Below are 18557 nucleotides of genomic sequence, written 5' to 3' on the forward strand. Positions count from 1 at the left end.
TTATCCAACAGAACCTTCAAGAGAAATTTCCAAAAGTTTTTGGGCTTCAACAGCAAACTCCATAGGCAATTTATTCAACACTTCTTTACTAAAACCATTAACAATTAAAGCAATAGCCTTTTCAGTATCTATACCGCGTTGGTTACAGTAAAAAATTTGATCTTCACCTATTTTACTTGTTGTAGCTTCATGTTCTATTTGAGCAGTTTTATTCTTTGCTTCTATATAAGGAAACGTATGAGCTCCGCATTCATTGCCCATTAACAGCGAATCACATTGTGAAAAATTACGTGCATTAGTTGCTCTACTGTTTATTTGTACCAATCCTCTATAGCTATTTTGTGATTTCCCAGCAGAAATACCTTTAGAAATGATAGTACTTTTGGTGTTTTTGCCCAGGTGTATCATTTTTGTACCTGTATCTGCTTGCTGAAAATTATTAGTCACTGCAATTGAATAAAATTCTCCAACAGAATGATCACCTTTAAGCACACATGAAGGATATTTCCAAGTTACTGCGGATCCTGTTTCTACTTGTGTCCAGGAGATTTTAGCATTGGTTTCACAAATTCCACGTTTCGTTACAAAATTATACACTCCACCTTTTCCTTCAGCATTACCTGGATACCAGTTTTGTACTGTAGAATATTTTATCTCTGCGTCATCCAACGCTATCAATTCTACAACTGCTGCATGCAATTGATTTTCATCACGAGATGGTGCAGTACACCCTTCTAGATAACTTACATAACTGCCTTGATCAGCAATTACCAGTGTACGCTCAAACTGACCTGTACCTGCTTGATTAATTCTAAAATACGTTGAAAGCTCCATCGGGCAGCGTACTCCTTTCGGAATATAACAAAAAGAACCGTCGCTAAATACTGCAGAATTTAATGCAGCATAAAAATTATCTTTCTGTGGAACTACAGAACCTATATATTTTTTAACCAATTCCGGATGTTCCTGAATGGCCTCAGAAATAGAGCAGAAAATAATTCCTTTCTCGGCTAGTGTTTCTTTAAAAGTTGTAGCTACAGAAACAGAATCCATTACGATATCCACTGCAACTCCAGCCAATTTCTTTTGTTCTTCCAAAGAAATTCCAAGTTTTTCAAAAGTTTCTAATAGCTCTGGATCTACTTCATCAATACTATTGTATTTTGGTTTTTTATTCGGCGCAGAATAATATGAAATGTTTTGAAAATCAGGCTTTTCATAATTTACATTTGCCCATTCAGGTTCTTCCATCTGTTCCCAGATGCGAAAAGCTTCTAATCGCCATTCTGTCATCCATTCAGGCTCTTCTTTTTTCTTAGAAATTGCGCGAACTATATCTTCATTAAGACCTACCGGAAAAGTATCTGATTCGATATCGGTATAAAATCCATACTCATACTCTTTGGTCTCTAACTCTTTCTTTAAATCGTCTTCAGTATATGCCATCTTCTGTGCCCTAAACGTTAATTTAGGATCTCTTTTTTTATCAATTAAAGGGAAAAACTTTCTCCGCAACCACAAGTTCTACTAGCGTTGGGGTTATTAAATACAAAACCAGTACCGTTTAAACCACCCGAATACTCTAAAGTTGTTCCAATGAGGTACAAGAAACTTTTCTTATCGACGATGATTTTTACACCATTATCTTCAAAGACTTTATCTCCTTCTTCTTGCGTTTTGTCAAACTTTAGGTCATAAGATAAGCCAGAGCATCCTCCACTTTTTACACCTACCCTTACATAATCGGTAGTGGCATTATATCCATCTTCGCTCATCAATTCGACGACCTTATTTTTAGCTATGTCTGATACCTTAATCATACTTCTTTATAAATAGATTAATTCTAAATGAAATGCAAATATACTACATAAGTAGATTTTATACACAAAACCTAACATTAATCTAACATATATCCAAATAGACAAAAGCTATAAAACATATAATGCTGCCCAGAAGCAAGGTCAATTGATTACGATCAATTACCTTTGCAACATGATTGAAGATAAAAATACATCGAAGACACCTATATCTGAATTAGGAGAATTTGGACTTATAAATCATCTAACCAAAAACCTTGGAATTAAGCAAAAAACTTCTGATTTCGGAATTGGAGACGATGCTGCAGTTTTAGATTTTAAGAATAAAAAGTGTGTGTTAACCACAGATTTACTAATAGAAGGAGTTCATTTTGATCTCGCATATGTACCTTTAAAACATTTGGGTTATAAGGCGGTTATGGTAAATCTTTCTGATGTATATGCCATGAATGCTACAGCAAGTCAAATCACTGTTTCTATAGCGGTGTCTAATAGATTTCCGTTAGAAGCACTAGAAGAATTATATGCAGGTATCGAGACTGCAGCAAAGATTTATAATATTGATGTCGTTGGAGGTGACACCACTTCTTCTACTACGGGGTTGATTATAAGTATTACTGCGATTGGACATGCAAACAAAGAAGATCTCGTATACCGAAACGGGGCAAATGAGAACGACCTTCTGGTAGTTACTGGTGATTTGGGAGCAGCTTATATGGGATTACAAATTTTAGAAAGAGAAAAACAAGTGTTTGAAGTAAACCCAAATTCGCAACCAGATCTTGATCAATATACGTATCTTATCGAAAGACAACTTAAGCCTGAAGCGAGAAAAGATATTCCTGAACTGCTTAAAGCTCTTGACGTAAAGCCAACGAGTATGATTGATATTAGTGATGGGTTATCTTCTGAAGTAATACATCTATGCACCCAATCTAATGTTGGAGTAAACTTATACGAAGAAAAAATACCTCTAGATCCGGCAGTAATTTCAGTGTGTGAAGAATTTAAATTGAATAGCACAACAGTTGCACTAAATGGAGGTGAGGACTATGAGTTGTTATTTACAATAAAGCAAGAAGACTATCCAAAAATTAAAGCAAATCCTAATTTAACTGTAATAGGGCATATTACCGATAAGAAAAGTGGAATAGGATTAGTTACAAGGGCAAATGAAAAAATACAATTACAAGCTCAAGGCTGGAATCCAATTAAGGAATAATTATGATGCAGCCTGAAATTGAGTTTTAGCTTTGTTTCTTTCAACTTTTTTTGCATGTACCAAAGCCAAGGCGTTATTTATTTCTTTCAATTTAGGGGTCATTACTTCTAATCGGCCGCGACTATTTGTTGTCGCTTGCTCTCCACAATGTGCACAAGTATACTCTTTTATATGATGGGTCACATTTTTTGAAAGAAGGTAATCATGACCAAATAAAGAGCAATAGATTTTTGAGAAAGAAAAGGCAGTATTCGGGGTAGATTTTTTCATTTTTTTCTGGGGTATTAGTTCATAGACGAGTGTTAAATGTTCATTATCAATACAATAATAATATTTTTTTTACAATCAGCAATGTTTTTGTAAGAAAAATTTGTCTTTTTTACTTATTTTTGAAAGTAAAACCCTTTTTTATGAGTCTTTAGACCCAAAAAAGTGTATTTCATCTACATTACCTTTGCTTTAATTGTATTATTCTATTGAAATCGTTTCCAAGAATATTTGTAACTCTGATAGAAATTCTTTCTTATTTTCTATATAGGACATATGACCTCCATTAAAGGCAATTAGATTGGTTTTGCATAATTCAGATTCTTTAAGATTTTGAACATACTCCAATACAGGATCTTGCTTACCTGCAAAGATTACTTTGGGAATTTTAAGATGTTTTAAAATAAGGCTTCGATCTTTTCGAATTTTCATTCCTTCTAAAGCAGAAATAATTCCTTGTAATGAGGTTTTTGCGGCTTGATTTTTAATCCCTGCTATTTCTTTAACGAATTTTGAACGGTTTTCTTCGGCAAATAGATTTGCTATTGCCATACTTGTATATGCATTAGGGTTTTTCTTAACTATATCTATAGCTCTGGTACGATTTTCTTTTCGCTCTTTGGTATCAGGAAAAGATGTTGAATTAAGCAATGCTAGCCCTAAAACTAAACTAGGAAAAAGATCAACAAAAGCCAATGCCGCATATCCGCCCATGGAGTGACCTACTAAAGTAACATTACGGATTTCTAAATGATTCAAAACAGCCTTTACAGCAATAGCCATATCTTCCATAGCATGAATGTATCCCAAACATTCTGTATCGCCATGGCCCAATAAATCAATAGAAATGCAATAGTATTGATTTGAGAGAAGATGCATTGTTTCATCCCACATTGTAGAGTTCTCTAAAAATCCATGCAAAAAAACTATGGGAGTTCCTTTTCCTAAAGTATTATAATTTATTTTGATCCCTTTATATGCTAATATCATTTTGAAATTCTATTTTTAGGCACATAAACCTAACTAAATGAAATGAACATCCAGAAATTTTAGCGTGTTTTTTATGAAGTAACTAAAAAATTTCTTGATATGAGAGCGAATACAATATCAGTTTGTATGCATTCTTAATTTCATTATTAAATCATTGTCAGATAATTACTAAAATTTAAACGTGTGAAATTTAATAAAGAAACTTTCGTAGCTGGATTTGCATTATTTTCTATGTTTTTTGGTGCAGGAAACCTTATGCTTCCACCTCTTCTTGGTTTAAAAGCAGGTGATGCTTGGCTTATGGTAACCATAGGGTTTATAATTTCTGCAGTGATCATACCTTTATTAGGAATTATTGCTCATGCAAGATTGCAGGGAACAATGCTGGATTTTGCAAAAAAAGTATCTCCTGGGTTTAGTCTTATCTATTGTTTATTAGTATATATTATTTCTATCACATTGCCATCACCTAGAACGGCATCTGTAACTCATGAGATGGCGATACAACCATTTTTTGGCACAAGTTCATGGTTAACCAGTAGTGTTTACTTTGCTTTAGTATTACTTTTTGTAGTTAATCGATCTAAGATCTTGGGACTTCTTGGAAAATTTCTTTCCCCTATCATTTTTATTGTTGTGCTTAGTATTATTTGTATAGGTGTTTTTTCTACTGACGCACCCATTATTGGTCCTTCAACTTTTCAAACACCTGTCATTAGCGGGTTGTTAGAAGGATACCAAACTTTTGATGCTATCGGAGCCGTTGTCGTGGGTGGAGTAATTATAATTTCACTAAGGCTTAAAGGTGAGGACAATTTTGAAAAAAATCGCAACCTCATCATAAAATCAGGAATTGTAGCTGGGCTTGGGCTTTTTATAATTTATGCAGGAATGATTTATAACGGAGCATTATTTAGTGGTGATTTTGAAGGTGATGTGGGTCGAACAGAATTATTATCTGGTTTAAGCTTGAAAACTCTTGGTAATATTGGAAAAATATTTTTAAGCATATTGGTCGGATTAGCTTGTTTTACTACTGCAGTAGGTATTGTAACAGGTACTGCCGACTTTATGAAAGGTGTGTTCGGAGATTCTCAAAAAGTATATCTTATTACTGCTATTATTGGCTGTGTTCTTGGTGTTACAATGGGGCAGTTTGATGTACATTATATCATTAACGTTGCTGTGCCTGCGTTAATGCTTATTTACCCGATAACCATCATTTTAATTCTTTTAAATGTTTTACCAGACAGCTTTACCCCTCCTTTGGTTTTTAAAGCTGTAGTTAGTATAACGATCTTATTTAGTATTCCAGATTTATTGGCATCAATAGGGTTAAAGAATTTTGTTATTCCTATTCTTGACATTCTTCCTTTTGGTCATTATAGTTTGGCCTGGTTAGTCCCTTCGTTAATTACTCTGGTTCTTATGAATTTTGTTTTAGCAGTAAAAACAAGGTGATTTACTGATTTTTTGGGGTGATTTCCCCTTTTTCATTGCTCCACTTTTTATTACATTCACACTTTTAAAAACAACCAAACCAATAGAAACGAATGAGGCGAATAGTTATACTGCTAGGAATATCTGTTATTTTACTTTCTTGTGCCAATGATGATAATTATGTTCCAATATCCTCTATTGTGGATCAAGAGTTGAAAAACCTCCTCATTGATAACTCTAGGGGTAAAGGCCTTTCGTATTTTATATTACCAGGTAGTGATGATTACTCCAAAATACCTCAAGACCCTAAAAATCCTATAACACAATCAAAAGTTTCCTTAGGAAAACTACTGCTTCACGAAACGGCATTAGGCAGCAACCCTAAAATGGAAGAAATGAAAGGCACTTATTCATGTGCATCTTGTCATCAAGCCAGTGCAGGATTTAGTTCTGGATTAAGGCAAGGTATAGGAGAATGTGGAGTAGGTTTTGGGTCTAATGGAAATGGCAGATCAATCTACACTGCAGTACCTATAGATTCTGTCGATATTCAACCCCTACGCTCTCCTACGCTACTTAATGTTGCATACCAAGATGTAATGCTTTGGAATGGTCAATTTGGAGGTACGGGTACTAATGAAAACACAGAGGCCAACTGGGATAATATCCCAGAGAATTTTCTAGGTTTTGAAGGTATAGAAGTTCAGGCATTAAAGGGTCAGGGTGTACATAGGTTATTAGTTGATGAAAGTTTTGTTACTACCCATGGCTATAAAGAAATGTTCGACATTGCATTTGCTGATGTCCCTACCAACGAAAGGTATTCAAAAATAAATGCCGCACTGGCCATTGCGGCTTATGAAAGAACGCTGCTTGCGAACCAAGCACCATGGCAAAAGTGGTTAAACGGAAATCTGAATGCTATGAATGAAATCGAAAAAAGAGGGGCTATCGCTTTTTTTGGTAATGGAAAGTGTTATGAGTGTCACACAGGACCTGCATTAAATGATAAAGCTTTTCATGCTTTTGGAATGGGAGATTTTGACAATTCTGCATTAGCCATTGTTTTAGACACTCCGGGTTTTGAAAACGTAAAAAAAGGAAGAGGAGGTTTTACTAAAAAACCGAATGACGATTACAAATTTAAAACTCCAACGCTGTATAATATTGTAGATAATGGCTTTTATGGACATGGAGGAACATTTACCTCTATAAAAGATGTGGTAACTTATAAAAACAATGGAATCCCACAATCTAAAGAAGTCTCTGCAGAAAACTTAGCATCTCAATTCGGAACCATTAATTTAACAGAACGAGAGATTGAAGATATTACTGTATTTATAGAAAACGCATTAAGAGACCCAAATCTTAGCAGGTATGTTCCTGACACTATAGGTTCTGGTTTTTGTTTCCCAAATAACGATAGTCAATCTCAAATCGATCTTGGATGTGATTAGTATCCGGAGTAAGAAATGTTAATTTAACGTAGCAATCCACCATGTGTTTCCGTAAGGATCTTTAAAACCCGCTCCTCTGGCTCCACTATCCTCATCCATAGGCTGCATTAAGGATGTAGCTCCGGCATCTAAAGCATTATAATATGTTAAATCGGTATCATTTACATACACATACATTGATCCTGGATGTGCAGGATAGTGCTTTGAGGCTTCAGCAAGCAAAATGGTACTGTCGCCAATTTTAATTTCAGAATGTTGTATTCTTTTGTCAGCATCCAAATTACGAATCATTTCTTGCGCATTAAAGATTTTCCTAATGAAATCAATAAAATCTTCTGCTTCTTTAACTACTAAATAAGGCATGGCTTGCTGATGACCGGCAGTAATTTTCATTCGTTGCATAATCAAAAAATCTTTTTTTGTTTGTAACGAAATATTCTATAGAAATATTCTATACATATTTAAAATACAAGGCAAAAAAAGATTTTTTAATTGAGCAAAGACTCTTACACACTCAGTATCGACACTACGATTATCGTATTTGGTAAGGTTAATTCTTTATAATGATATTCTCAACTATATAAAATTCAAACAATTATGTGTTTCAATCAACTCAATATGATCTTGTAAAATATTGAGTAATTAAAATAGTTAATTATCCAAAAACACTTAAAATCATATCAGAATTTGAAATCATTCCTGTAACAAATACAGATTTAAGTATTTTCAGTTTGGTACCCGTAAAACTATCTTTTGGGTGTTCTTCATTAGTTAAGCCTTCAGTATAATTTTCTGGTTTGGCTGGATTCTTCCTTCCGATTAAAATCACATTTTTATCATCTATTGCATGTATTTTATAGACCCTACTCATCGTTATTATCTAATCTCCAACCCCCAGTTTTTGTAGTATGAGTTTCTTTTCTTAACTATTTTGAGTCATAAAAGAGCCTTTATTGTTTTTAATTTCAGAATAAAAATCAATAAAACAGCAAAAAGAATAAAGAAAGTTATATCCCAAAAGATCCAATACCCAGGGGTTGGATCTTTTAACTTTCTTTTCATTTCTTCTACTGTTTTACTAATATCAGTACTCCAATGTGATTTTTGTATTTTTTCACCTGTATCCCGACAGATGAGTGGTACAACTTTTTTGGCAAAAAGAAAAAAGGAAACACGTACATATCGTCGTATCGATTTAAGAATTACTTTGCCAGAGTGACAAGAATTAGTTTTTAACTCAAATTCATGTTCTTAAATAATATGTTCTTTTATAGTTATCCACACATATCTTGACTTTGTAATTTATAGTTAAATCTCTGCCTACAAAAGACTTAATCCGTTATAGTAACTGTATTACCATTTGTTCTTAATGTCTCTGCATATGTAAGCGCTTGTGTTGATGCTGTTCCTGTTACAATAATTTGATTTTCTGTAATGGCTGGGGTAATACTCACCAATTGCCTAAATATAGTATCGATATCTTCTGTAGAAAGTCTGCTTAGCCGTATTCTTGTAAACTCTTGAATCGAAGAAAGCTGTATAGAAGCTAAGGTCGCCTCAGAGCTAATACTCAAATTAGAAAATGTGGTTAGGTTATTTAGATTTACATTGGCCAACACAGGGCTACCTATCAATATAACTTCTATAGAAATTACATTAGAGAGATCAATATCACTTAGTTTTTCATTATTTCTAACAGAAAGCTCATCTCCTGTAGTCAAAGCACTAATATCCAAAGCTGATAAATTGTCATTATTTTCTATTTTAAACTCTTCAGTTACTTTTGTAAGGGCAGGTAAACTAATCCGTTCTAATGCAGGATTATTTTCTATTCCAAATTCTTTTACCCTATCAAGCACATTCATATTTATGGTGGTTAATGCATTATTTGTAGATAAATAAAAGTCACCTACTGTAGTGAGACTATCAAGATTTACAGTTGTCAAAGCTGTATTTGAAGCAATATTAATTTCTTCTGTTATCGCAGTTATACCTGGTATACTAATGCTTTGTAGTTTTTCATTATTGGTTACTTTTAGTCTCACCATGTTTGTCGTTTCTGGGAACTCTAATTTTGTTAGGTTTGTAGTATTAATGACTAAAATAGCAGCAGTATTGCCTCCAAAATCTTCTACAATCATTGCTGCGGCTTCATCATCGGTAATATCTCCTGCAAATACCAAAAATTCTAATCCTGCATTAAGACCATCTATGCCATTTATACCATCTACGCCACCTATACCATCCTCACCATCACTGCAAGAAAAGATTGTTATTGCTAATGTCATTAAAAAAATTCTAAGAACTATATATTTCATAATTGAATATTAAGATTTTATTTTTTAATTCATCTGCTGTTTAGACATTACTCAGAAATAGTTACAGTATTACCAGTATTTCTTAACGTTTCTGCATGGGTTTGCGCTTGTGCAGATGCTACACCTGTTACTGAAATTCTTTTTTCGGTAATTGCAGGAACAATATTTACCAATCGAGTTAGCAGACCATCTATTGCTGCAGTCGAAAGTCTGCCAGAACTATCTAAATCTAATTGAGTAAAATCTCGAATTGAAGAAAGATTAACTGAGCTTAGTAAAACATTAGAATCTATACTTAAAAAAGAGAAGGTCGAAAGTTTAGAAAAATCTACTGTCTCTAATAAATCTTCTCTAATCGTTATGTTTCCGCTATTTACTGTTTCTAAATTTGGAAACGCAATGGTGTTTAGTACATTATTATTAGAGATAGAAATAGTAGTAACAATGTTTTCTAAGGCATTAAACTGTAGGGTTGTTAGCATAGGATTTTCAGAAAATTCAATAGAGTTACTACTAGTTAGATTCACAAAAGCTATACTGGTTAGCCTTTCATTGCGTACAATTGTTATTGAATTAGCTGATGTTAAAGAGCGTAAATCTAAAGTAGTTAAGTTCTCTTGATTTGAAATAGACAACCGATTCGAGGCTTCAATTAGTACAGGAAAACTTAAATTTTCTAATGAGGTATTTCCATATACATTTAGCGTATTGACTGCAATAAGCTTGGTACAATTTATAGTAGTTAATGCTTCGTTTGAAGCTATTGTTAATGAGCCATAAGTAGTATCTAAATTTGGAAAGTTGATACTTTCTAACGACGCGTTTGACTGAATTGATAATTCTTCGAAGGTAGTATTGAGATTAGGCATGGTAACTACCTGTAAATTTCGATTTCCGTTAACCTGTAGTTTAACTAATGTTAAAACTTTAGGGAGATTTAGTGTGATTAAATTTGTAGTATTACGCACGATGATCGTATGTGTGTTTTCTCCAGTATTTTCTTCTACAATCCTTGCAGCCTCTTCATTGGTGATATCGCCAGATAATATTAGAATCCCTGATCCATTCTCATCACGACGTATACCATCTGCACCATCTGTACCATCAATACCGTTGATGCCATCTGTACCATCAGAACTACAAGAAAAAGTTATCATTACTAGTATTATTAGAATAATTTTATAGCATATATGTTTCATAAGTAAAAAGTCTAGGTTTTGTTTTTAAAATCAATTATCAATGTATACCGATAACAAGCTATTATTCTGTTATAGTTACCACATTTCCGCCCGTTCTTAATATATCTGCATCTATCAGGGCTTGTGCAGATGCCGTACCACGAATTAAAATTGTAGCTTCTGTAATGGCAGGTGTAATATGAACTAATGCAGTTATGACTTGATCTATTGCTGCTGTAGAGAGTTTGCCAGGACTATTTAATACTAGTTGATCAAAATCTTGAGCCGCAGAAAGGTTTACAGAGGTTAATAACGCTGTAGAATTGATAGCAAGCCTAGAAAACGTATTGAGTTGATCAAAGTTTATGGTTGTTAACACGTCTTCATTGATAGATAGCGTAGTACCAGTAACATTGTTCAGGTTTGAAAAAGCAATATTACTAATCATGTCGTTATCATTAATAGTGATTCCTTCGGCAGTTATAAGATTAGGAAAATCAATGTTAGGTAGCTTTTTGTTTTTTCGTATCACCATAGAACGTATGGTCTCTAGATTATCGAGCTCCAGGCGTTCTAGATTTGTATTCTCACCAATAAAAAGTCTATTTTTGATAGCTCTTACTAGCGGAAAGCTAATGTTTTCTAGTGATTCATTTTGAGAAAATGAAATTCCTTGTAAACCATCACTAAGATTAGGAAAACTAACCGAAGTGAGCATAGTATTTTCCTGAATACTAAGTGATCTGGTAATAGTCAGATTTTCGAAACTAATTGTGGTCAGTGCGTTATTATTTTCAATACTTACGTTATCCAAAACAGATTCCAGGTTCGGTAAACTAAGATTTTCTAGTTTTTCATTATTTATAACCTCTAATGTTGTTAGGGTAGAAATCGTAGCGATATTCAGAGTAGTAAGATTGGTCGTGCCACTCACAAGTAAAGTATGCGTGTCTATCCCTGCGCTTTGTTCTATAATTTCTACGGCATCTTCATTAGTTATGTCTCCAGTTAATGTTAGAAATCCTATTCCGTTAGGAAGACCACTAGTACCATCAATTCCATCAACTCCATCTTCTCCATTAACTCCATCCTCAGGACTACAAGAAAATGATAATAAAGTGATAACTATTAAAAAAACGTTGATGAATATGTAGTTCATAATTAAAAAATCTAAGTTTTACTTTTTATACTTGTTTGTAAACAGTAAAATCAAATGTAGATGAGAATGGTAAGAAAAGAGTACCAGATTATAATTTGGAACGTGTAATTGAATTGTTAAAAAGCAGTAGCCGGATTCAAATACTACCAAAACCGAATAGATGGTAAAAATGTAAAGACCAAAACAAAATAAACTGTAAGTATTGAAAATAATGCAGCAACTATAAATCGAATGAAATTAGATGTATGTTTCAAAAAGACTATAGAACCAATACTTATCGAAGCAATCATACAAATCAAAAAGACTCCAATAAACATAACAAGTATCCAGAATCCTCCAAGATAATCTCCACCCGCAGCATTACTGCCCTTCTCAAAAAAATTTAGAGTAAGAAAAGATAGCCCTGCAAAAGTAAACGCAAGTATTAAAAATAGAATCAAAAATATCTTTAGTGTTTTCATTATTTTATATTTCAGTTTAATTACAAACTCTTTGGAGTTCGAAAAATAAAAAGAAATATAAACGAAAAAGACTCAAATTATGATTTGGAACTTAAAACTACTTTCTAATCTATAGCAGGAAAATGTTGTTTTTGAAATTCTGAAGGAGTAAGCCCTACCAGGTTTTTAAACACCCTGTTAAACGATGTTTTACTAGGAAATCCTGCTTCATAACCAATCGACAGGATTTTGTAATTTTCATATTTTGGGTTTTTCATCAACTTTTTTGCAGTATCTACGCGATAAAGATTAATGAAGTTGTTGAAGTTTTTTTGAAAACAAACGTTCAATACTTCTGATAAAAGATGTACACTCATCTTTAAGTTATCTGCAATGTCAGATTGTTTAACATCATGATCTAAAAAAGGTTTTTCATCTTCCATATAATTCAGGATGAGCTCCATATATTTCTGTTGCTCTTCAATATTTAGTGAAGATTTTTTAGGTTTTAGTGTACCTGTTTCTTTTTTTTGAATCTTTTGAGCCAATGCATTCAATTTGTCTTTCAAGGCTTCATTTTCATTTTTTAATAGCAGTTTATCGCCTTGTAGCTGTAAGGACTCTTCAGCCAATTTTCTCCGCTTATTCCGATAAATGATAGAGGATACAATTAACAATATCATCAAAACAACTCCAGCAAATATGTATAATTGCTTTTCTCTACTCAGAAATATGATAGACTTTTGTTGCTCAGTAATAATAGCGGATTTAGTTTTAGATTCGTTTTCTACTCTCAATCGCTGAGCTTTAGAAAGCGTTTTAAGATATTGTTCTCGTGTTTTTATATATATTTTTTGTTCTTCTAAAGATTTTTTTAAACTATCCAATGCTTCATACGTTTTGGCTAGATACTGATGCGATTCCATTTTAATATTCAGAAAATTACCATCTGTGGATATATTTCTTGCCTTTTTTAAGTTTGGAAGTGCTTGGATAGGCTGATTTAATAGATATTGAGAAATCCCCATTATCACAAGTGCTGAAGCTTCTAATTCAACAGATTCTTTCTCATCAATTCTATCTAATGCTTTTTGGCTATTATCGATTGCCAGATCATATTGACCTAAATAACGTTGACACTCAGAAATGTTAATCAAAGCTCCAATGATTTTATCATTTCTGTTCATTTTTTCTGCCAGATTCTTCACTTTATACATATATTCTAAAGCTTCAGAATAGTTGCCCTGGTTAAGGTTTGCAGTCCCAAGAGAGTTATATGCTGAAATAATAAAGCTATCAGGATTTTGCTGATAAGCGGCCAACTCTATGACCTTTTTCATTGATGTTTTTACCTTTTCATAATTCTCAATATGATTGTATAAATTTCCCAAATTGACCTGAACAAGAATTCTTGAAAAAGAGTTTTTAGGAAGAGTGGTGCTCATTTTTTCTGCTTCCAGATACTTGGACAAAGACTCCTCATACTGATCTATTTGTTGATAATAAATAGCCAAATACACCAATGCCGAAATTTGATCATCTTTTAAGTTGTTGGTCTCGGCAATCCGGAGTATAATTTCTCCATAATTTTTGAACGTCTCCAGATCTCCTGCTCGATGTGATGCACTCAACAATTGTTTATACTTGGCAATACTATCTCCCGCAGAAGCAACAACTTGATCATATACAGAAAGATCTTTATTTAGCCCACCTTGCCCGCAAACAGAATAAATATTCAGGAAAAAACAAATGATTAAACAAAAGGGTTTTAGCATCTTTTCTATTAGAATTATTACAATACTGGCATCTATAGTATTAACTGGATACTCAAAATTTCGGAATAAATAACTAGTCAAGAATGTTATTTATTCATCAACTCTTCAATTTCTTCAGCTTCGATCGGAATATTTGCCATCAAATTAAAAGGTTCTCCTTTTTCTTGTATCACTACATCATCTTCTAAACGAATTCCAAAGCCTTCATCTGGGATATAAATTCCTGGCTCTACTGTAAAAACCATATTGGCTTGCATAGGTTCGGTTAGGATTCCATAATCATGAGTGTCTAAGCCTATGTGATGAGAGGTTCCGTGCATAAAGTATTTTTTATATGCCGGCCAATCAGGATTTTCTTTTTGCACATCGGCTTTATCAATAAGCCCTAATCCTATCAATTCTGAAGTCATAATTTTTCCAACCTCAACATGATAATCTGCCCATATGGTTCCTGGTACCAACATTTTGGTGGCTTCGTTTTTAACTCGCAAAACGGCATCATATACTTCTCGTTGTCGTTTTGTATATGTTCCAGATACTGGTATTGTACGAGTAAGATCACTAGAATAATTAGCATATTCTGCAGCTACATCCATAAGAAGTAAATCTCCTGCTTTACACTGCTGATTATTCTCTATATAGTGTAATACATTGGCATTGTTTCCACTAGCAATAATGGGCGTATACGCAAAGCCTTTGGATCTATTATTAATAAACTCATGTAATAGCTCAGCTTCAATATTATACTCCCAAACCCCAGGTTTTACAAAATCTAAAAGTCTACGAAATCCTTTTTCGGTAATATTGCAAGCCGTTTGCATTAGGTCAATTTCTATTGAATCCTTTACAGAACGTAAACGCTGAAGAATAGGGTTACTTTTAGCCACACTATGTGCAGGATACTTATTTTTCCACCATTTGGTAAAACGATCTTCTCTTGTTTCGGTCTCTACATTTGATCGATAATGTTCATTTGTATTTACATATACCGTATCACACTGTGTCATAATTTCGAAAAAAATCTTCTCTAAATCCTGAAGCCAGTATACTGTTTTGATTCCAGATACTTCTAACGCACGTTCTTTGGTCAGTTTTTCGCCTTCCCAAATTGCAATTAATTCGCTTGTTTCTTTTAAGAATAAAATTTCCCGATGTTCTTTTTTGGGTGCATCTGGAAATAGTAGTAAAACACTCTCTTCCTGATCGACACCACTTAGATAAAAAATATCTCGATGCTGTTCAAAAGGCATTGTGCTGTCTGCACTAATTGGGTAAATATCATTACTATTAAATACAGCAATGCTATTAGGCTTCATTTGAGCAGCGAAGTTTTTTCGGTTCTTAATAAAGAGTACAGAATCTATTTGATGATATTTCATTACAAAATTTGTTGTTTAATTAAAGATATTTAGATCTTTAAGACCTTTTAAGTCCATTAATGATGATTTCGCAAAAATACTAAAGCCCCGAAGATGTATTGTTAAACAATATCTAAAAATTTTGAGGTTGGCATTACAATATATACTTTGAGCGCACTAAATATTCTTCAAAAATGATAATACGCTTCTCATTACCACTATTCTTACTTATTTCAACGCTAATTTTCTCTCAACAACCAGCAACAAATGCTGAAGCTATTCAACAAGGCTTACGACAAAAACAACAGATGACATTATCATCGTTAGTGCAACATGTTTCTTTTGAAAATATTGGTCCATCAGTAATGAGTGGACGTGTAGTGGATGTAGATGTAAACTCCAACAACACTACAGAATTTTATGTTGCATATGCCTCTGGAGGGGTATGGCATACCGTAAATAATGGAACAACCTTTGTACCTATTTTGGACGCTGCAGAAACAATCAATGTAGGTGATATTGCTGTGGATTGGAAAAACAATACCATCTGGGTAGGAACAGGAGAAAATAATTCTTCTAGATCTTCTTATGCCGGAATCGGTATTCTAAAGTCAAAAGACAATGGAAAAACATGGGAAAATACAGGATTAATCGATTCGCACCATATCGGTAGAATAGTAATCCATCCCAATAATCCCGATGAAGTTGTTGTTGGAGTAACGGGGCATCTATACTCTCCAAACGAAGAACGTGGAATATATAAAACTACAGACGGGGGAAAAACGTGGACGAAAACCTTGTTTATTAATGCTAACACCGGAATTATAGACCTGGCTTATGCTCCTGGCAATTTCAATGTCATGTATGCCGCTGCTTGGGACAAAGATCGAAAGGCCTGGAATTTTGAAGGTAGTGGTACAGGATCTGCAATATATAAAAGTATAGATGGTGGTAATACCTGGCAGAAAATTTCTATTGAAGGAAGTGGTTTTCCAACAGGGAAAGGAGTTGGTCGAATTGGCTTAGCGGTTTATGATGAAAACACAATATATGCTGTGCATGACAATCAATTTAGGCGAAAGAAAAATAACAATAAAAGCAATACGGGTAGGCTAACCAAAGAAGATTTTAAAACGATGTCTGTAGATAATTTTTTGAAAATCGAAGACAAAAAACTAAATGCGTTTCTCAAAACAAATGGTTTTCAAGAAAAGTATAGAGCAGATAACGTAAAGCAAATGGTTAGAGGAAAAACGGTAAAACCTCAAGACTTAACTAAATATCTAGAAGATGCAAATTCGATGTTATTTGACACGCCAGTAATTGGAGCCGAAGTATATAAAAGTAATGATGGCGGAAAATCCTGGGTTAAAACGCATTCAGAATATTTGGACGATATTTTTTATAGTTATGGATATTATTTTGCACAGATACAAGTAAGTCCTAGCAATAAAAATCATATCTACATCTCTGGAGTACCTATTTTAAAGTCTAAAGATGGAGGAAAAACATTTTCAAGCATTAATGGAAAAAATGTACATGCAGACCATCATGCGTTATGGATCAATCCAAAAAACCCAAATCATCTGGTGAATGGTAATGATGGGGGAGTAAATATATCATATGATGATGGAGAACATTGGATAAAAGCCAATCAACCTAATGTGGGGCAGTTTTATGCTATTAATGTAGACAATGAAACACCTTATAATGTATATGGGGGATTGCAGGACAATGGTGTATGGGTAGGTGCTAATACCAGTATAGAAGACGTTTCTTGGCATCAAAGTGGTCATTACCCCTGGGAAAGTATTATGGGGGGCGACGGAATGCAAATACAAATTGATAATCGAAATAGTGATATTGTATATACCGGTTTCCAGTTTGGTAATTACTTTAGGCTAGATCGAGCAGTAAACGAGAGAACCAATATTCAACCAAAACATGAATTAGGAGAATCTCCCTATCGATTTAACTGGCAAACACCAATACTTCTCTCGTCTCATAATCAAGACATCTTATATATGGGAGGAAACAAATTAATGCGTTCTATGAACCAAGGTGACGATTGGACACCAATCTCAAAAGATCTCACTACTGGTGGTAAAAAAGGAAACGTAGCATACGGTACAATAACTACTATTTCAGAATCACCATTTCAGTTTGGATTGCTATACACCGGTAGTGATGATGGATTAGCCTATGTAACGCAAAACTCTGGAGGAAGTTGGGCCAAAATTTCGGATATGTTGCCTAAAGATTTATGGGTATCAAGAATAATTGCCTCCTCACACAAAAAAGAAAGAGTATATATTACATTAAATGGGTATCGTTGGGATGACTTTACACCATATGTTTATGTTAGTGATGATTATGGCCAAAACTGGAAAAATATCGGTAATACACTACCCTTGTCTCCAGTAAATGTTATTAAAGAAGACCCTGTTAACCAAAATGTATTGTATTTAGGAACGGATAATGGTGCGTATTTATCTTTGGATGGGGGAAAAACCTGGCAAGTATTTTCTAAAGACTTACCCAATGTTGCTATTCATGATATAGTAATCCAACCAGAGGCAAATGATTTACTATTAGGTACACATGGTAGAAGCATATACAAAACCAATATAGCGGCATTGCAATCTCTTAATAATGAAATCATGAACAGAGACCTTTATGTCTTTGAAATGCCCTCTGTAGAGTGGTCAGATACATGGGGGGTCTCCTGGAGCAAATGGTTTGAACCTTATACACCTTCTTCGATCATAAAATTCTATAGTAAAAACCAAGGTGAATTTTCGATAAAAATCATGACAGAAGGAGGCAAAGTTCTTCAGGAATTTTCGACTCAGGCAGATAAAGGGATTAACTATGTGAAATACGACCTTACCATTGCTGAAAAAGGTAAAAATAGTTTAGAAAAAGAATTTGACGATGAAGAGGTGTCAAAAAGAAAAAATGGAAAATACTACCTTCCCGTAGGAAAATATTATATTGAAATATCGAACAAAGAAGTACGTGATAAAGTATTATTTAAACTTGAGTAAATCACTGTGTTATCTTGTAAGAAAATTTCGGTTACAGATTCGTATTGATACATTTTTTTTCCAAAAACTGCTCTAATAGACGTATTTGC

At 33.8% G+C, this 18557-nt stretch carries 16 protein-coding genes; 4 read left to right on the forward strand and 12 right to left on the reverse strand.

What is annotated here, in order from left to right; genetic code table 11:
- Together sufB and JJQ60_RS17875 are read right to left on the reverse strand one after the other, a co-directional pair.
- Entirely contained in the window at positions 1-1446 is a 1446-nt protein-coding gene (gene sufB / locus JJQ60_RS17870; protein ID WP_201923479.1) for a Fe-S cluster assembly protein SufB, read from the reverse strand.
- Between the two features lie 44 nt (positions 1447-1490).
- The gene (locus JJQ60_RS17875; protein WP_201923481.1) at positions 1491-1820 is read right to left on the reverse strand and encodes a HesB/IscA family protein; all 330 of its coding nucleotides are present in this window, start codon (positions 1818-1820) and stop codon (positions 1491-1493) included.
- Positions 1821-1992: 172 nt separating this feature from the next.
- On the opposite strand from JJQ60_RS17875, the gene thiL reads away from it, so the two are divergent.
- Positions 1993-3039, forward strand: coding sequence for a thiamine-phosphate kinase (gene thiL, locus JJQ60_RS17880; protein WP_201923483.1), 1047 nt, complete (start codon positions 1993-1995; stop codon positions 3037-3039).
- Here the strand turns inward: thiL and JJQ60_RS17885 are convergent, their stop codons facing one another.
- Together JJQ60_RS17885 and JJQ60_RS17890 are read right to left on the reverse strand one after the other, a co-directional pair.
- Positions 3040-3309: a hypothetical protein gene (locus JJQ60_RS17885; RefSeq protein ID WP_201923485.1), complete on the reverse strand. Its 270-nt coding sequence runs from the start codon at positions 3307-3309 to the stop codon at positions 3040-3042.
- A 198-nt stretch (positions 3310-3507) separates the two neighbouring features.
- Positions 3508-4296 carry an alpha/beta fold hydrolase gene (locus JJQ60_RS17890; protein WP_201923486.1) on the reverse strand — a complete coding sequence of 263 codons (789 nt, stop codon included), beginning with the start codon at positions 4294-4296 and terminating at the stop codon, positions 3508-3510.
- 183 nt (positions 4297-4479) lie between these two features.
- On the opposite strand from JJQ60_RS17890, the gene brnQ reads away from it, so the two are divergent.
- Together brnQ and JJQ60_RS17900 are read left to right on the forward strand one after the other, a co-directional pair.
- Positions 4480-5757 carry a branched-chain amino acid transport system II carrier protein gene (gene brnQ / locus JJQ60_RS17895; protein ID WP_201923488.1) on the forward strand — a complete coding sequence of 426 codons (1278 nt, stop codon included), beginning with the start codon at positions 4480-4482 and terminating at the stop codon, positions 5755-5757.
- A 92-nt stretch (positions 5758-5849) separates the two neighbouring features.
- On the forward strand, positions 5850-7193 hold the full coding sequence (locus tag JJQ60_RS17900) for a cytochrome-c peroxidase (RefSeq protein WP_201923490.1): 1344 nt from the start codon (positions 5850-5852) through the stop codon (positions 7191-7193).
- Positions 7194-7211: 18 nt separating this feature from the next.
- Here JJQ60_RS17900 and JJQ60_RS17905 read toward each other — a convergent pair whose 3' ends face one another.
- The 8 genes from JJQ60_RS17905 to JJQ60_RS17940 form a co-directional block, all read right to left on the reverse strand.
- On the reverse strand, positions 7212-7595 hold the full coding sequence (locus JJQ60_RS17905) for a VOC family protein (protein WP_201923492.1): 384 nt from the start codon (positions 7593-7595) through the stop codon (positions 7212-7214).
- Between the two features lie 253 nt (positions 7596-7848).
- A complete protein-coding gene (locus JJQ60_RS17910; RefSeq protein WP_201923494.1) occupies positions 7849-8064 on the reverse strand; it encodes a hypothetical protein in 216 nt (71 codons plus the stop codon).
- A gap of 460 nt (positions 8065-8524) precedes the next feature.
- Positions 8525-9511 carry a hypothetical protein gene (locus JJQ60_RS17915; protein ID WP_201923496.1) on the reverse strand — a complete coding sequence of 329 codons (987 nt, stop codon included), beginning with the start codon at positions 9509-9511 and terminating at the stop codon, positions 8525-8527.
- Positions 9512-9558: 47 nt separating this feature from the next.
- A complete protein-coding gene (locus JJQ60_RS17920) occupies positions 9559-10710 on the reverse strand; it encodes a hypothetical protein (protein WP_201923498.1) in 1152 nt (383 codons plus the stop codon).
- 61 nt (positions 10711-10771) lie between these two features.
- Complete coding sequence (locus JJQ60_RS17925; protein ID WP_201923499.1) at positions 10772-11848, reverse strand: leucine-rich repeat protein; 1077 nt, start codon at positions 11846-11848, stop codon at positions 10772-10774.
- 143 nt (positions 11849-11991) lie between these two features.
- The gene (locus JJQ60_RS17930) at positions 11992-12309 is read right to left on the reverse strand and encodes a hypothetical protein (protein WP_201923501.1); all 318 of its coding nucleotides are present in this window, start codon (positions 12307-12309) and stop codon (positions 11992-11994) included.
- A gap of 104 nt (positions 12310-12413) precedes the next feature.
- Positions 12414-14144 (reverse strand): helix-turn-helix domain-containing protein, encoded by a 1731-nt coding sequence (locus JJQ60_RS17935; RefSeq protein ID WP_201923503.1) that lies wholly within the window; start codon positions 14142-14144, stop codon positions 12414-12416.
- A gap of 5 nt (positions 14145-14149) precedes the next feature.
- Entirely contained in the window at positions 14150-15442 is a 1293-nt protein-coding gene (locus tag JJQ60_RS17940) for an aminopeptidase P family protein (protein ID WP_201923504.1), read from the reverse strand.
- A 173-nt stretch (positions 15443-15615) separates the two neighbouring features.
- On the opposite strand from JJQ60_RS17940, the gene JJQ60_RS17945 reads away from it, so the two are divergent.
- Positions 15616-18468, forward strand: a complete 2853-nt coding sequence (locus JJQ60_RS17945; RefSeq protein WP_201923505.1) for a VPS10 domain-containing protein — start codon at positions 15616-15618, stop codon at positions 18466-18468.
- Positions 18469-18557 lie beyond the last annotated feature (89 nt).

It is taken from the genome of Aquimarina mytili (assembly GCF_016735115.1).
GTDB classification, from domain to species: Bacteria; Bacteroidota; Bacteroidia; order Flavobacteriales; family Flavobacteriaceae; genus Aquimarina; species Aquimarina mytili.

What these genes read in the sequence shown, in the direction of transcription:
- JJQ60_RS17900 (WP_201923490.1), top strand. Translation starts at nt 5,850, where the DNA reads ATGAGGCGAATAGTTATACTGCTAGGAATATCTGTTATTTTACTTTCT.
- thiL (WP_201923483.1), top strand. Translation starts at nt 1,993, where the DNA reads ATGATTGAAGATAAAAATACATCGAAGACACCTATATCTGAATTAGGA.
- JJQ60_RS17920 (WP_201923498.1), bottom strand. Translation starts at nt 10,710, where the DNA reads ATGAAACATATATGCTATAAAATTATTCTAATAATACTAGTAATGATA.
- sufB (WP_201923479.1), bottom strand. Translation starts at nt 1,446, where the DNA reads ATGGCATATACTGAAGACGATTTAAAGAAAGAGTTAGAGACCAAAGAG.
- JJQ60_RS17890 (WP_201923486.1), bottom strand. Translation starts at nt 4,296, where the DNA reads ATGATATTAGCATATAAAGGGATCAAAATAAATTATAATACTTTAGGA.
- JJQ60_RS17915 (WP_201923496.1), bottom strand. Translation starts at nt 9,511, where the DNA reads ATGAAATATATAGTTCTTAGAATTTTTTTAATGACATTAGCAATAACA.
- JJQ60_RS17940 (WP_201923504.1), bottom strand. Translation starts at nt 15,442, where the DNA reads ATGAAATATCATCAAATAGATTCTGTACTCTTTATTAAGAACCGAAAA.
- JJQ60_RS17910 (WP_201923494.1), bottom strand. Translation starts at nt 8,064, where the DNA reads ATGAGTAGGGTCTATAAAATACATGCAATAGATGATAAAAATGTGATT.
- JJQ60_RS17925 (WP_201923499.1), bottom strand. Translation starts at nt 11,848, where the DNA reads ATGAACTACATATTCATCAACGTTTTTTTAATAGTTATCACTTTATTA.
- JJQ60_RS17905 (WP_201923492.1), bottom strand. Translation starts at nt 7,595, where the DNA reads ATGCAACGAATGAAAATTACTGCCGGTCATCAGCAAGCCATGCCTTAT.
- JJQ60_RS17930 (WP_201923501.1), bottom strand. Translation starts at nt 12,309, where the DNA reads ATGAAAACACTAAAGATATTTTTGATTCTATTTTTAATACTTGCGTTT.
- JJQ60_RS17885 (WP_201923485.1), bottom strand. Translation starts at nt 3,309, where the DNA reads ATGAAAAAATCTACCCCGAATACTGCCTTTTCTTTCTCAAAAATCTAT.
- JJQ60_RS17875 (WP_201923481.1), bottom strand. Translation starts at nt 1,820, where the DNA reads ATGATTAAGGTATCAGACATAGCTAAAAATAAGGTCGTCGAATTGATG.
- JJQ60_RS17945 (WP_201923505.1), top strand. Translation starts at nt 15,616, where the DNA reads ATGATAATACGCTTCTCATTACCACTATTCTTACTTATTTCAACGCTA.